Origin of the sequence: Pseudomonas sp. RSB 5.4, assembly GCF_037126175.1 — a bacterium.
In the GTDB taxonomy this organism is placed as follows: Bacteria; Pseudomonadota; Gammaproteobacteria; order Pseudomonadales; family Pseudomonadaceae; genus Aquipseudomonas; species Aquipseudomonas fluorescens_H.
In genome coordinates this window covers 734,480-748,963 of sequence record NZ_CP146986.1, presented here as the reverse complement: position 1 = coordinate 748,963, position 14,484 = coordinate 734,480, and the positions used below count along the sequence as shown (strand labels likewise).

At 58.7% G+C, this 14,484-nt stretch carries 11 protein-coding genes; 7 read left to right on the top strand and 4 right to left on the bottom strand.

What is annotated here, in order from left to right:
- Nucleotide 1 precedes the first annotated feature (1 nt).
- Nucleotides 2–2,410, bottom strand: a complete 2,409-nt coding sequence (locus V9L13_RS03175; protein WP_338801434.1) for a DNA translocase FtsK 4TM domain-containing protein — start codon at nucleotides 2,408–2,410, stop codon at nucleotides 2–4.
- A 309-nt stretch (nucleotides 2,411–2,719) separates the two neighbouring features.
- Here V9L13_RS03175 and trxB point away from each other — a divergent pair, with 309 nt between their 5' ends.
- The 4 genes from trxB to infA all read left to right on the top strand — a co-directional run bounded on the left by trxB (nucleotide 2,720) and on the right by infA (nucleotide 5,518).
- On the top strand, nucleotides 2,720–3,679 hold the full coding sequence (gene trxB, locus V9L13_RS03170) for a thioredoxin-disulfide reductase (RefSeq protein ID WP_338801433.1): 960 nt from the start codon (nucleotides 2,720–2,722) through the stop codon (nucleotides 3,677–3,679).
- A 62-nt stretch (nucleotides 3,680–3,741) separates the two neighbouring features.
- Nucleotides 3,742–4,422 carry a leucyl/phenylalanyl-tRNA--protein transferase gene (gene aat / locus V9L13_RS03165; protein ID WP_338801432.1) on the top strand — a complete coding sequence of 227 codons (681 nt, stop codon included), beginning with the start codon at nucleotides 3,742–3,744 and terminating at the stop codon, nucleotides 4,420–4,422.
- A 57-nt stretch (nucleotides 4,423–4,479) separates the two neighbouring features.
- The gene (locus V9L13_RS03160) at nucleotides 4,480–5,187 is read left to right on the top strand and encodes an arginyltransferase (RefSeq protein WP_226501327.1); all 708 of its coding nucleotides are present in this window, start codon (nucleotides 4,480–4,482) and stop codon (nucleotides 5,185–5,187) included.
- A 112-nt stretch (nucleotides 5,188–5,299) separates the two neighbouring features.
- Entirely contained in the window at nucleotides 5,300–5,518 is a 219-nt protein-coding gene (infA, locus tag V9L13_RS03155; RefSeq protein WP_002553999.1) for a translation initiation factor IF-1, read from the top strand.
- A 1,055-nt stretch (nucleotides 5,519–6,573) separates the two neighbouring features.
- On the opposite strand, the gene clpA is transcribed toward infA, so the two are convergent.
- The gene (gene clpA / locus V9L13_RS03150; RefSeq protein ID WP_003223837.1) at nucleotides 6,574–8,844 is read right to left on the bottom strand and encodes an ATP-dependent Clp protease ATP-binding subunit ClpA; all 2,271 of its coding nucleotides are present in this window, start codon (nucleotides 8,842–8,844) and stop codon (nucleotides 6,574–6,576) included.
- Nucleotides 8,845–8,874: 30 nt separating this feature from the next.
- The gene (gene clpS / locus V9L13_RS03145) at nucleotides 8,875–9,258 is read right to left on the bottom strand and encodes an ATP-dependent Clp protease adapter ClpS (RefSeq protein ID WP_338801431.1); all 384 of its coding nucleotides are present in this window, start codon (nucleotides 9,256–9,258) and stop codon (nucleotides 8,875–8,877) included.
- 224 nt (nucleotides 9,259–9,482) lie between these two features.
- Between clpS and cspD the strand changes: the two genes are divergently transcribed.
- Complete coding sequence (gene cspD, locus V9L13_RS03140) at nucleotides 9,483–9,764, top strand: cold shock domain-containing protein CspD (protein WP_338801430.1); 282 nt, start codon at nucleotides 9,483–9,485, stop codon at nucleotides 9,762–9,764.
- Between the two features lie 81 nt (nucleotides 9,765–9,845).
- Here cspD and icd read toward each other — a convergent pair whose 3' ends face one another.
- The gene (gene icd / locus V9L13_RS03135; RefSeq protein ID WP_338801429.1) at nucleotides 9,846–11,102 is read right to left on the bottom strand and encodes an NADP-dependent isocitrate dehydrogenase; all 1,257 of its coding nucleotides are present in this window, start codon (nucleotides 11,100–11,102) and stop codon (nucleotides 9,846–9,848) included.
- Nucleotides 11,103–11,583: 481 nt separating this feature from the next.
- Between icd and V9L13_RS03130 the strand changes: the two genes are divergently transcribed.
- Both V9L13_RS03130 and V9L13_RS03125 read left to right on the top strand, forming a co-directional pair.
- On the top strand, nucleotides 11,584–13,809 hold the full coding sequence (locus tag V9L13_RS03130) for an NADP-dependent isocitrate dehydrogenase (RefSeq protein WP_103486068.1): 2,226 nt from the start codon (nucleotides 11,584–11,586) through the stop codon (nucleotides 13,807–13,809).
- 199 nt (nucleotides 13,810–14,008) lie between these two features.
- Complete coding sequence (locus tag V9L13_RS03125; RefSeq protein ID WP_003223828.1) at nucleotides 14,009–14,455, top strand: NUDIX hydrolase; 447 nt, start codon at nucleotides 14,009–14,011, stop codon at nucleotides 14,453–14,455.
- Nucleotides 14,456–14,484: the final 29 nt, after the last annotated feature.

Genomic DNA, 14,484 nt, shown 5'->3' with positions numbered 1-14,484 from the left:
ATCAGTCGCGCATCGGGCCCGGGGCCAGCACTTCACGCGAACCGTTGGTGTTCATCGCAGTCACCACGCCGGCCATTTCCATGGCTTCGATCATGCGCGCAGCGCGGTTGTAACCGATCTTCAGCTTGCGCTGTACCGCGGAAATCGACGCCCGACGGCTTTCAAGCACGAACTGCACGGCTTCGTCATACAGCGCGTCGGTCTCCGGATCATCACCGTCGCCGCCACCGCTGCTGCCTTCAAAACCGCTGCCCGCCTCTTCGACACCGTTGAGGATGTCATCGTTGTATTCCGGTGCGCCACGCAGTTTCCAGGCTTCCACCACGCGGTGTACTTCATCGTCGGAAACGAACGCGCCGTGAACCCGGATCGGCAGGCTGGTGCCCGGCGGCATGTAGAGCATGTCACCGTGACCGAGCAGTTGCTCGGCACCGCCCTGGTCGATGATGGTCCGCGAGTCGATCTTGCTCGACACCTGGAACGCCATCCGCGTCGGGATGTTGGCCTTGATCAGACCAGTGATCACGTCCACCGAAGGACGCTGGGTAGCGAGGATCAAGTGAATACCGGCGGCACGCGCCTTCTGCGCGATACGGGCAATCAGTTCTTCAACCTTCTTGCCGACGATCATCATCATGTCGGCGAATTCGTCGACGACCACGACGATGGTCGGCAGCTTCTGCAGCAGCGGCGCTTCGTCGTGAATGCTTTCGCGCTTGTACAGCGGATCGCTCAACGGCTCGCCGGCGTCCTGCGCTTCCTTGACCTTGGCGTTGAAGCCGGACAGGTTACGCACGCCCATCTTCGCCATCAGCTTGTAGCGGCGCTCCATCTCGGCAACGCTCCAGCGCAGGGCGTTGGCGGCGTCCTTCATGTCGGTGACCACTGGGCACAGCAGGTGCGGAATGCCTTCGTAGATCGACAGCTCGAGCATTTTCGGGTCGATCATGATCAGCTTGGCGTCTTCCGGGCCAGACTTGAACAGGATCGACAGGATCATCGCGTTCACACCCACCGACTTACCGGAACCGGTCGTACCAGCGACCAGCAGGTGCGGCATCTTCGCCAGGTCGGTGATGACCGGTTTGCCGCCGATGTCGTGGCCCAGAGCGAGGGTGACTGGCGATTTGAAGTTGTCGTACTCGGGGGTCGACAGCACTTCGGAGAAACGCACGATCTGCCGGTCTTCGTTGGGAATCTCGATACCGACCGTGGTCTTGCCCGGAATCACCTCGACCACCCGCACACTGGTCACGGCCAGCGAACGTGCAAGGTCTTTGGCCAGATTGGCGATGCGGCTGACTTTGACGCCGGCGGCAGGCTGAATTTCGTAACGGGTAATCACCGGGCCCGGATGGATCGAGTCCACGGTGACTTCGACGCCGAACTCCTTGAGCTTGATCTCCAGCAAGTGGCCGACCGCTGCCAGGGATTCCGGCGAATAATTAAGTTGTTTCTTTTCCGCAGGATCGAGAATCGAGATCGGCGGCAAGGTGCCTTCGACGGCGCTGTCGACGAACAAAGGCGCCTGCTTTTCTTTCTGCACGCGCTTGCTAGGCTCGGGCGCCTTGACCGGAGCCGGGGCGATGACCGGCGGCACCTGCTTCTCGCGATCGGACATGTGCTTGCTCAGGGCCTGTTCGCGCTCGATCAGGCGCTCCTTGACCTTGGCCTGTTCACGCTTGTCGGTAACGGTCGGCGCCACCACGTCGTGGACGCGATCATCGACTTCACGCAGCTGCGCAACCAGTTGCTTACGCTCGGTACGCGCCGACCACCAGCGGTTGACCGCGCCCTGGAACAATTCGAACAGGTCCAGAGTGATCTTGCCGGTGACGTCCATCACCTTGAACCACGACAGGTCAGTGAATACGGTCAGGCCGAACAGGAACAACGCAATGAACAGCAGCGTGCTGCCCTGGATATTCAGCGCGTTACGCGCCAGATCACCGAGACTTTCCCCCAGCGCCCCGCCCGCACCCGCCGGCAGCCCGGTGGCCGCATGGAAATGGATATGCGCCAGCGCGGCGCCCGACAGCACCAGGAACACCAGACCGATCAGACGCCAGGAGAACAGCCAGCCGCTCCACTGCCACGGCTCGTGACGTTGACGGAAGATCTGATAGGCCTTGACCGCCAGCAGCAACGGGAAAATGTATGCGAAATAACCCAGCACCATGAACAGGATGTCGGCGCTGTAGGAACCGGCCGGGCCGCCGAAGTTCTGCACGTCGTCGATCTTGCTGTTATGGCTCCAGCCCGGATCGTCCTTGCCGTAGGTCAGCAAGGCCATCATCAGGAACAGGCACAAGGCACCGATGGCGATCAATGCACCTTCCTTGAGCCGGTAGTGCAATTGCTGGCGCCAGAGCGGAACGACTGTTTTTGGTGCTGCGGTGGATTTCTTCAAAACGCTTCTTTTCCTGCGCCCGGGGCGCGTCCATCTATTGAATGACGATAAAAAACTGCCCAATCCAGGCAGGTAAAAAAGTGAACCGGCGCAACTGAGACTACTTTTAACACTGTGCCGCTGCTTTTATAAACACAGCTATAAACACTGCGCACGGCGAATATTCTGTAACAGTCCGGCATTGTACGGGTTTGTGCGGCTGATGCCATGCTTCAAAACCCTTAGCTGAGCATAGCCAATCCCACAAACCCTGCGGTTCAATTTGAGCATGCATTGTCTTTTGTGACAAAGGCTTATGAGGTGTATTTGATGAACGCAGCGAAGCATTCACGCCTGATCATTCTTGGCTCCGGCCCTGCCGGTTACAGCGCCGCCGTATACGCCGCCCGCGCCAACCTCAAACCCGTGGTGATTACCGGCCTGCAGGCCGGTGGCCAGCTCACCACCACCGTCGAAGTCGACAACTGGCCCGGCGACGTCGAAGGCCTGACCGGCCCGGTACTGATGGAGCGCATGCAGAAACACGCCGAGCGCTTTGCCACAGAGATCGTTTACGACCACATCCACACCGCCAAGTTGCAGCAGCGCCCGTTCGAACTCATCGGCGATAGCGGCACCTACACCTGCGACGCGCTGATCATTGCCACCGGCGCTTCGGCGCAGTATCTGGGACTACCCTCGGAAGAAGCCTTTGCCGGCAAAGGGGTGTCGGCCTGCGCGACCTGTGACGGCTTCTTCTACCGCAATCAGGTGGTCGCGGTGGTGGGCGGCGGCAACACCGCCGTCGAGGAAGCGCTGTACCTGTCGAACATCGCCAAAGAGGTGCACTTGATCCACCGTCGCGACAAATTGCGCTCGGAGAAAATCCTTCAGGACAAACTCTTCGAAAAAGCCGCCAACGGCAACGTTCGCCTGCACTGGAACCAGAATCTGGATGAAGTGCTGGGCGACGCCAGTGGCGTGACCGGTGCACGCCTGCGTGACAGCCACACAGGCAAAACCCGCGAGTTGCCGCTGGCCGGCGTGTTCATTGCCATCGGCCACAAACCCAACACCGACCTGTTCCAGGGCCAGTTGCCGATGCGTGACGGCTATCTGTTGGTCAGGGGCGGCAATGACGGTGACGCCACCGCCACCGAGATTCCCGGCGTCTTCGCTGCCGGCGACGTGGCCGACCACGTTTATCGCCAGGCCGTGACCTCGGCGGGAGCCGGCTGCATGGCGGCACTGGACGCGGAGAAGTATCTGGACGACATTCCTGTCATTTAACGGCACACTTTATCGCGGGCCTCATGCCCGCACCGCCCTCCCCTTCTGCAAGCCTGGACGCCATGCTGACTTGGTTACAACGCAATTCCCTGACTTTCCCACCTCTGGAAAAGGCCATGCGCGATCCCAATGGATTGCTGGCTGCCGGTGGCGACCTGTCCGCCGATCGCTTGGTGCAGGCTTACCGGCATGGCTGTTTTCCGTGGTTCTCCGAAGGCCAGCCGATTCTCTGGTGGTCTCCGGATCCGCGCACCGTTCTGTTTCCCGACGAACTGCACGTCTCGCGCAGCCTCGGCAAACTGCTGCGCCAGCAACGCTATCAGGTGACCTTCGATCAGGATTTCGCAGCCGTCATTCGCGCCTGCGCTGCACCACGGGACTACGCCGACGGTACCTGGATCACCGAAGCCATGCAGGACGCCTACCTCGAACTGCACCGCCGCGGCTTCGCCCATTCGGTCGAGGTCTGGGATCAGGGCCAACTGGTCGGCGGCCTGTATGGCCTGGCGATGGGTCATCTGTTTTTCGGCGAATCGATGTTCAGTCGCGCCGACAATGCCTCCAAATTTGGCTTTGCAACGCTGGTGCAGCACCTGAAAGAAGCCGGATTCGTCCTGATTGACTGCCAGATGCCGACCGATCATCTGCACAGCCTTGGCGCGCGGGCGATCCCCCGCCGCGAATTCGCCGACTATCTGGCTCGCCACCTGGATCAACCCAGTCGTGCCACCTGGGTTTGCTGAGCGACTTTTGCGCGCGTGGCTTACACTTAATTCACCAGCTTATCCCGAGGGTTGATCATGACCGAGTTGGCGCGCTTGAAGTTCTATGCCACTCAGCCTCATTCCTGCAGTTATCTGCCCGAGGAGCAGGCGACGACGCTGTTCCTCGACCCTAGTCAGCCCATGGATGTGCATGTCTACGCAGACCTGTCGGAAATGGGTTTTCGTCGCAGCGGCGATCATCTGTATCGACCTCATTGCCAGAATTGCAATGCGTGCGTGCCTGCGCGCATCCCGGTGGCGCAGTTCAGCCCCAACCGCCAGCAGAAACGCATTTTCAAACGCAATGCCGACCTGCAGGTGCGCCCGGTAAAACCGCACTTCAGCGAAGAATATTTCGATCTGTACCAGCGTTATATCGAGCAGCGACATGCCGATGGCGACATGTACCCGCCGAGCCGCGACCAGTTTTCAACCTTCCTGGTACGTGACCTGCCCTTTTCGCGCTTCTACGAATTTCGTCTCGACGGACGGTTACTCGCCGTCGCCGTCACCGACTTGCTGCCCAACGGCTTGTCGGCGGTCTATACGTTTTACGAGCCTGACGAAGAGCGCCGCAGCCTGGGGCGTTTCGCAATCCTGTGGCAAATCGCTGAAAGTCAGCGCCTGGGACTGGAGGCGGTGTATCTCGGTTATTGGATCAAGAACTGCAAAAAGATGAACTACAAGACCCAATATCGCCCCATCGAATTGCTGATTAATCAGCGCTGGGTGATCCTGAACTAATCGCAAGCCGTAAACCCCTTGGCTTGAACCCCCTTTTTCGGGCACAATGCACGCCGCTTTTGCCTGGCGCAGTTGCACCGGGCCATTCATTGGACACCGAGGGCTTTACTGCATGTCGAAAGAAGACAGCTTCGAAATGGAAGGCACTGTCGTCGACACCCTGCCCAACACCATGTTTCGTGTGGAGTTGGAAAATGGGCACGTCGTAACCGCGCATATCTCCGGCAAGATGCGCAAGAACTACATTCGTATTCTTACCGGTGACAAAGTGCGCGTCGAGCTGACGCCCTATGACTTGAGCAAAGGGCGCATCACTTACCGCGCTCGCTAATCAAGTCAATACAAGACGCCCGGTTTATGCCGGGCGTTTTTGTTTGTCTGCGATTTGGGGTTTGGGTTTGGGTTTTGGGTGTATATCCGTTGCTGCGGTAACGGCCTCCTATGGTTTCGCTCTTACAGCGAGTCACCTTTTCCAAACGCCGAAAAGGTAACCCAAAAGGCTTCCCCCGGCGTACGGCACTTCGCTGAGGCTCAGTGTTCCCTCGCTACGGTGTCCATCCGGGGGCATCGCCTACGGTTTGCTTCGCTGCACCTCCTCTCGATGGATGCGGCTTCGCCGCATGGCGCTGCGCGCCCACCCCCTGATGGACACCTTCGCTCGGCCTGCCGAAGGGGATGAAGATCAAAAGCCACATCAAAAGCCAAAGCCAAAGCCAAAGCAGATCAAAAAATCACAGCCTTCGGCAGTTCCTGCATGGTACTGGATGCGTTCAGTTAGAAATTGGTCGGCTGGCAGGCCGCCTTCGCGAGCAAGCCCGCTCCCACAGTGGATTGGGGTAGGCAGTTGGAGATTGGTAGGCTGGTTGGCCGCCATCGCTGGCAGGCCAGATCCCAAAGTTGGGCCGGGTGCATCCGCAAGAGATTGGTCGGCTGACAGGCCGCCATCGCCAGCAGGCTGGCTCCTACAGTTCAGATTGCGTGCCGCCCTCTGCGGCGAAGCCGCCCCACTCAACACAATGAGCGTTAGCTCGAGTACCGCTTTTGATTTTGATCTCAGGGCCCGTCGGCAGGCTGAGTGGAGGGATTTATCCGGGGGTGGGAGCGCAGCAACCGTTTGGCGCAGCCAAACACAGCGAGAGGAGGTGCAGCGAAGCAAACCGTAGGCGCTGCCCCCCGGATGAATCCCGGAGCGAAGGAACCCGAGCCTAAGCGAGGGCCGAACGTCAGGGCACAGACCTTTTGGTTACTTTTGGGGCGTTTGCCAAAAGTGACCCGCCGTAAGGGCGGAACCCTAAGCAGCCATAACCGCAGCAACGGATATACACCCAAAACCATCAGCCAACAAAAAGGCGCCCGAAGGCGCCTTCCAAACCAACAACCAAGCCGTCAGGCCATCTCAGCCGTAGTCTCGAAGTCAAACGTCAACTCACCATCCTTGATGTCGATGTGCACCACACCGCCATGCTCGGCCAGCTCGCCAAACAGAATCTCTTCCGCCAACGGACGCTTGATCTTGTCCTGAATCAGACGCGCCATCGGACGCGCGCCCATGGCCGAATCGTAGCCACCGGCCGCCAGCCAACTGCGCGCCGCATCGGTAACCTCCAGCAACACACGCTTGTCTTCCAGCTGCGCCTGCAGTTCGGTAAGGAACTTGTCCACCACACTTTTGATGACCTCATGACTGAGGCGACCAAACTGGATAATGGTGTCCAGACGGTTACGGAATTCCGGCGTGAAGCTCTTCTTGATCACTTCCATCGCATCAGACGAGTGGTCCTGATGGGTGAAACCGATCGAAGCACGCGCCGCGGTTTCGGCGCCGGCGTTGGTGGTCATGATGATGATCACATTGCGGAAGTCCGCCTTGCGCCCGTTGTTGTCGGTGAGCGTACCGTGGTCCATCACCTGCAGCAGCAGGTTGAAGACTTCCGGATGCGCCTTCTCGATTTCATCGAGCAGCAATACGCAGTGCGGTTGCTTGGTGATCGCTTCGGTCAACAGACCTCCCTGATCGAACCCGACATAGCCTGGAGGCGCACCGATCAGACGCGATACGGTGTGACGCTCCATGTACTCGGACATGTCGAAGCGAACGAGTTCGATCCCCAGTGCCTTGGCCAATTGCCGCGCAGCTTCGGTTTTACCGACACCGGTCGGACCGGCGAACAGGAACGAACCGACTGGCTTGTCAGGCGACTTGAGGCCGGCGCGGGACAGCTTGATCGCAGTCGACAGCGAATCGATGGCTGCGTCCTGACCAAACACCGTCAGCTTCAGGTCACGTTCCAGGTTACGCAGCAGTTCCTTGTCGGAGCTGGTGACGTGTTTCGGCGGAATCCGCGCGATCTTCGCCACGATGTCTTCAACCTGCGGCACGTCAATGCGCTTCACGCGTTTATCGGCCGGTTGCAGGCGCTGATAGGCACCCGCCTCGTCGATCACGTCGATGGCCTTGTCCGGCATATGCCGGTCATTGATGTAGCGCGATGCCAGTTCAGCAGCGGCGCGCAACGACTCATCGCTGTATTCGATGTTGTGGTGCTGCTCGAAACGCCCTTTCAGGCCGCGCAGGATACCGATGGTGTCTTCCACCGAGGGCTCGACGACATCAACCTTCTGGAAGCGTCGTGCCAAGGCCCGATCCTTCTCGAAGATGCCGCGAAATTCCTGGAACGTGGTCGAGCCAATGCAGCGAATGTCGCCAGACGACAGCAGCGGCTTGAGCAGGTTCGAGGCATCCATCACGCCACCGGACGCAGCACCCGCACCGATGATGGTGTGAATTTCGTCGATGAACAGGATCGCCTGCGGACGTTTTTTCAGTTCATTGAGCAGCGCCTTGAAGCGCTTCTCGAAATCACCGCGATACTTGGTGCCTGCAAGCAGGGCACCGAGATCGAGCGAATAGACGACGCTGTTGGCCAGCAGATCCGGCACCTGGTTGTCGACAATGCGCTTGGCCAGGCCTTCGGCAATCGCGGTTTTACCCACGCCCGCCTCGCCGACCAGCAGCGGATTGTTCTTGCGCCGACGCGCCAGAATCTGCGCGACACGCTCGACTTCCATCTCGCGGCCGACCAGCGGATCGATCCGACCCTGGCGTGCGAGTTCGTTGAGATTGCTGGCATAAGCATCCAGCGGATTGCCTGAAGAAGAAGACTCACCGCCCTCGTCGTCCTGCATATCTTGTTCACCTTCAGAGTGATCGCCGTGCCCTGGCACTTTGGAAATGCCGTGGGCGATGTAATTGACGACATCAATGCGCGCAACGCTCTGCTGTTTCAGCAGGAATACGGCCTGACTCTCTTGCTCACTGAAGATGGCAACCAGCACGTTGGCGCCGGTTACTTCGCGCTTGCCCGAGCTCTGTACATGAAAGACAGCACGTTGCAGTACACGCTGGAAGCCCAGGGTTGGCTGGGTTTCGCGATCTTCGTCATGGACGGGGATCAGTGGCGTGGTGGAGTCGATGAACTCCTGCAGGTCGTGCTTGAGTTTGTCGAGGTTTGCGCCGCAGGCACGCAATACGGTGGCGGCAGCCTCATTGTCCAATAGGGCCAGCAGCAGGTGTTCGACGGTCATGAATTCATGACGCTTCGAACGAGCCTCCTTGAAGGCAAGATTGAGGGTGACTTCGAGCTCGCGGTTTAACATAGCTTCACCTCATACCCAAGTGGTCGGCGATTAACCGTCCTTCTCGATTTCACAGAGTAGCGGATGCTGGCTTTCCCTGGCGTACTGGTTGACCTGCATGGCCTTTGTCTCGGCGATGTCGCGGGTAAACACTCCACATACTGCCCGTCCTTCTGTGTGAACGGCCAGCATGACCTTGGTCGCCAGCTCGCGATTCAGGTTAAAAAACACCTCGAGCACTTCGACGACGAAATCCATCGGTGTGTAGTCATCATTGAACAAAACCACCTTGTACATCGGCGGCGCCTGTAACGCAGGCTTTGCTTCCTGAACAGCAACGCCTGCCGAATCGTCGTCGTGCTCCTCTAGATGATCCTTTTGGAGAAGCGGGCGATCCTGATTGAATGTTAGTCGAATCTGGCTGATTGCATGCATGGAAAGAAAGGTTCGTCAGTTGTGCAAATACAGTGGTGGGGGCGGCTGTACACCTTTTCAACTCCGACTGCCCGGTCACCTTGACTATCGGGAAAACGGTGTTACAACCAATAGAGCCCACAGTGGGTAAAAAAGATCCGCGGAGTCAATCCTTTTAACGGATTAGATTGCGGATGTCCTGGATGATACTCCAGCGATGGAGTCTGTTGCAGAGGGATTTGAGCATGGCTGTCGGCAAGGTCAAGTGGTTCAACAATGCCAAGGGGTTTGGATTCATTATCGAGAACGGCCAGACAGAAGACCTGTTTGCCCACTACTCGGCTATCAAGATGGATGGCTATAAAACTCTGAAGGCAGGCCAAGAGGTGTACTTCGAACTCCTTCAAGGCCCCAAAGGCCTGCACGCAATCGCGATTCAGGACAAAAAAACAGTGGACGCTGTGGGTGCAGCAGGAGCCGCTGCCGCCGCAACCGGCGCCATCAGCCACGCTACAGTCGTGAGCTGAACAACCTCACTCAAGAAACCCGACCATAAAAAACCGCCTGACCCAATTCAACGAGTCAGGCGGTTTTTATGTGCCCGCGTTTTACATATGCGAAATCAGCGCATCCCCAAAGCCCGAAGAAGACACCAGCGTGGCACCGTCCATCAGACGCTCGAAGTCATAGGTCACGGTCTTGGCCTTGATGGCGCCGTTGGTGCCCTTGATGATGAGATCCGCCGCTTCGGTCCAGCCCAGATGACGCAACATCATCTCGGCCGACAGAATCACCGAACCCGGGTTGACCTGGTCCTTACCGGCGTACTTCGGCGCGGTACCGTGGGTCGCCTCGAACATGGCCACGGTGTCGGAAAGGTTGGCACCCGGCGCGATACCGATACCGCCCACTTCCGCCGCCAGGGCGTCGGAGAGGTAGTCACCGTTGAGGTTCAGCGTGGCAATCACATCGTATTCGGCCGGACGCAACAGGATCTGCTGGAGCATGGCGTCGGCGATGGCATCCTTGACGATGACTTCACGGCCGGTTTTCGGGTTCTTGAATTTCATCCATGGGCCGCCATCGAGCAGCTCGGCGCCGAATTCTTCCTTCGCCACCTCGTAACCCCAGTCCTTGAAGGCACCTTCGGTGAATTTCATGATGTTGCCCTTGTGCACGATGGTCAGCGACTTGCGGTCGTTGTCCACCACGTATTGCAGGGCCTTGCGCACCAGACGCTTGGTGCCTTCCTTGGAAACAGGCTTGATGCCGATCCCGCAATCCTGGTCGAAACGGATCTTGGTGACGCCCATTTCTTCTTTCAGGAACTTGATGACCTTGGTGGCCTCAGGGGAGCCGGCCTTCCATTCGATACCGGCATAAATGTCTTCGGAGTTCTCGCGGAAGATCACCATATCGACGTCGCCAGGCTTTTTCACCGGGCTCGGTACACCTTCGAACCACACCACGGGACGCAGGCATACATAAAGGTCGAGTTGCTGACGCAGGGCTACGTTGAGGGAGCGGATGCCACCACCGACCGGGGTGGTCAGCGGGCCCTTGATGGAGACCACGTAATCCTTGACGGCGTCCAGGGTTTCCTGGGGCAGCCAGGTGTCCTGGTCATAGACCTGAGTCGCTTTTTCGCCAGCATAAACCTCCATCCAGGAAATCTTGCGCTTACCCCCGTAGGCCTTGGCCACGGCAGCATCAACCACTTTGATCATCACCGGGCTGACGTCGACGCCAATGCCGTCACCTTCAATGAAGGGGATGATCGGGTTATCAGGAACATTGAGAGAATGGTCTGCATTGACGGTGATTTTGTCGCCGACGGCTGGAACCTGAATCTTCTTGTAACCCATGCTGAACTCCATTGTTTGGATTGAACATCTGGCTTGGTTCGAGCGTAACCCAGTTAAATCAACACGCAAACCCTCTGTTCACGGCGCGGCCACATCTGGTTTCGTACAAGCCTGAAAGCAAAGGGAAAAGCGCCAAACTCAAGCATTCGCAGCGACTCTACGCCCCACCCGCCCCTGCGACCTTTAGACCAATGGACGAGAATCGTTGCATATGAACCATCGGCAGATTGCCAGCTACCTATGTATAATGCCGCCCGCTGACCAAAGGGTCACGACGGCTGGCCTCTCTAGCACGAGACTTTCCGCCTGATTGGTCGGGTTGTTACCGCAGTCCGACTGCTTGACGCTCTACTGATGCACCCAACATCACCGCGAAGAATCTCGACATTCGGTTCATGGATGACTTTGAACGAACGCGCTTACCCGGCGCCCCTCGAGTTTCTGCGCACGCTTTAGCAAAGAAGAGAGAGTTAATCCGAATATGCCCACCCGCTCGAAGATCATCTATACCTTCACCGACGAAGCCCCAGCCCTCGCCACCTATTCCCTGCTGCCGATCATCGAGGCTTACACCGCCTCGGCCGATATCGCCGTGGAAACCCGCGATATCTCTCTTGCAGCGCGCATCCTGGCCAGCTTCCCCGAGCAACTGGGCGACAAAGCCGTAGCCGACCACCTCGCCGAACTGGGCGACCTGGCCGTTACGCCTGAAGCCAACATCATCAAGCTGCCGAACATCAGTGCTTCGGTGCCTCAGCTGCAAGCAGCAATCAAAGAGCTGCAAGCCCAGGGTTACAACCTGCCGGACTACCCGGAAACCGTGACCAACGACGCCGAAAAAGAAGCCAAGGCGCGTTACGACAAGGTCAAGGGCAGCGCCGTGAACCCGGTTCTGCGTGAAGGCAACTCCGACCGCCGCGCCCCGCTGTCGGTAAAAAACTACGCGCGCAAGCACCCGCACAAAATGGGCGCCTGGGCCAAAGACTCCAAGTCCCACGTAGCTCACATGAGCACCGGCGATTTCTACGGCAGCGAAAAAGCTGCCCTGATCGACGCCGCTGACGCTGTGAAAATCGAGCTGATCGCCAAAGACGGCACCGCGACCGTCCTGAAAGAAAAAACCAGCGTTCAGGCCGGCGAGATCCTCGACTGCGCCGTGATGAGCAAAAACGCCCTGCGCGCGTTCATCGCCGCTGAAATCGAAAGCGCCAAGGCCCAGGGCGTGCTGCTCTCGGTTCACCTGAAAGCGACCATGATGAAGGTCTCCGACCCGATCATGTTCGGCCAGATCGTTGCCGAGTTCTATAAAGACGCCCTGACCAAGCACGCTGACGTGCTGGCCCAGATCGGCTTCAACCTGAACAACGGCATCGGCGACCTGTACGCTCGCATCAAGGCCCTGCCGGCCGAGCAGCAAGCGCAGATCGAAGCGGACATCGCAGCGGTCTACGCCGCGCGTCCGTCGCTGGCGATGGTCAACTCCGACAAGGGCATCACCAACCTGCACGTGCCGAGCGACGTCATCGTCGACGCCTCGATGCCGGCGATGATCCGTGACTCCGGCAAGATGTGGGGCACCGACGGCCAGTTGCACGACACCAAGGCCGTGATCCCGGATCGTTGCTACGCAACCATCTACCAGGCCGTGATCGAAGATTGCAAAGCCAACGGCGCGTTCGATCCGACCACCATGGGCAGCGTGCCGAACGTTGGCCTGATGGCGAAGAAAGCCGAAGAGTACGGCTCGCACGACAAGACTTTCCAGATCAAGGCTGACGGCGTGGTTCGCGTCACCGACAGCAAGGGCAACCTGCTGATGGAACAGACTGTTGAAGCCGGCGACATCTTCCGCATGTGCCAGACCAAAGACGCGCCGATCCAGGACTGGGTCAAACTGGCCGTCAACCGCGCTCGCGCCAGCAGCACCCCGGCGATCTTCTGGCTGGACCCGATGCGCGCCCACGACGGCGTAGTGATCGAGAAGGTTCAGGCTTACCTGAAGGATCACGACACCAGCGGTCTGGACATCCAGATCATGGCGCCGGTCGATGCCATGAAGTACACCCTGCAGCGCACCCGCGAAGGCAAGGACACCATCTCGGTGACCGGCAACGTACTGCGCGACTACCTGACTGACCTGTTCCCGATCATGGAACTGGGCACCAGCGCCAAGATGCTGTCGATCGTGCCGCTGATGAACGGCGGTGGCCTGTTCGAAACCGGCGCCGGCGGTTCGGCGCCGAAGCACGTGCAGCAACTGGTTGAAGAGAACTTCCTGCGCTGGGATTCGCTGGGCGAATTCCTGGCTCTGGCAGCGTCCCTCGAGCATTTGGGTGTGAACTACAACAACCCGAAAGCGCTGGTTCTGTCGAAAACCCTGGATCAGGCCACCGGTCAGTTCCTCGACAACAACAAGTCGCCATCGCGCAAAGTCGGCAACATCGACAACCGCGGCAGCCACTTCTATCTGGCGATGTACTGGGCTCAGGCCCTGGCCGCCCAGACCGAAGACGCTGCACTGCAAGCGCAGTTCGCGACCCTGGCCAAAACCCTGACCGAGAACGAGGCGACCATCGTTGCCGAGCTCAACGCCGTGCAGGGCAAGCCAGTGGACATCGGCGGTTACTACCACGCCGATGCCGAGCTGATCAGCAAGGCCATGCGCCCAAGCGCAACCTTCAACGCGGCGATTGCTGCGCTGGTTTAAGGTTGTAATGCTGTAAAGAAGCCCCGGCCCAGTGCCGGGGTTTCTATTTCCGAACACAACACAAAACCCCTGTGGGAGCGGGCTTGCTCGCGAATGCGGTTTATCATTCAACATTGTCATTGACTGACCCACCGCATTCGCGAGCAAGCCCGCTCCCACAGGGGGATTGAGTTTTAATCTGGATATTGAGGAAGGTTTTATGGAGTGGCTCCCCCACATCACCGTCGCCACCATCGTCGAAGACAACGGCCGCTTCCTGATGGTCGAAGAACACAAGGCCGGGCGTAACGTGCTCAATCAGCCGGCCGGCCACCTTGATCCGAACGAAACCCTGATCGAAGCTGCCGTCCGCGAAACCCTCGAGGAAACCGGCTGGGACGTCGAACCCACCGGCGTGGTCGGGATTTACCTGTACACCGCGCCGAGCAACGGCGTGACTTATCAACGCGTGTGCTTCAGCGCCAAAGCGGTGAAACACCACCCGGACTATCAACTCGACGATGGCATCGTCGGCGCCAAGTGGTTGACCCGCAGCGAATTAATCGCCCAGCGCGACAACTGGCGCAGCGAGCTGATCATCCGTTGCATCGACGACTATCTGGCCGGCCATCACTTCAGTCTCGAACTGATCCGCCCTTCTCTTTAGCCTTGAGGCCGTGAGCCTGATAGAATCGC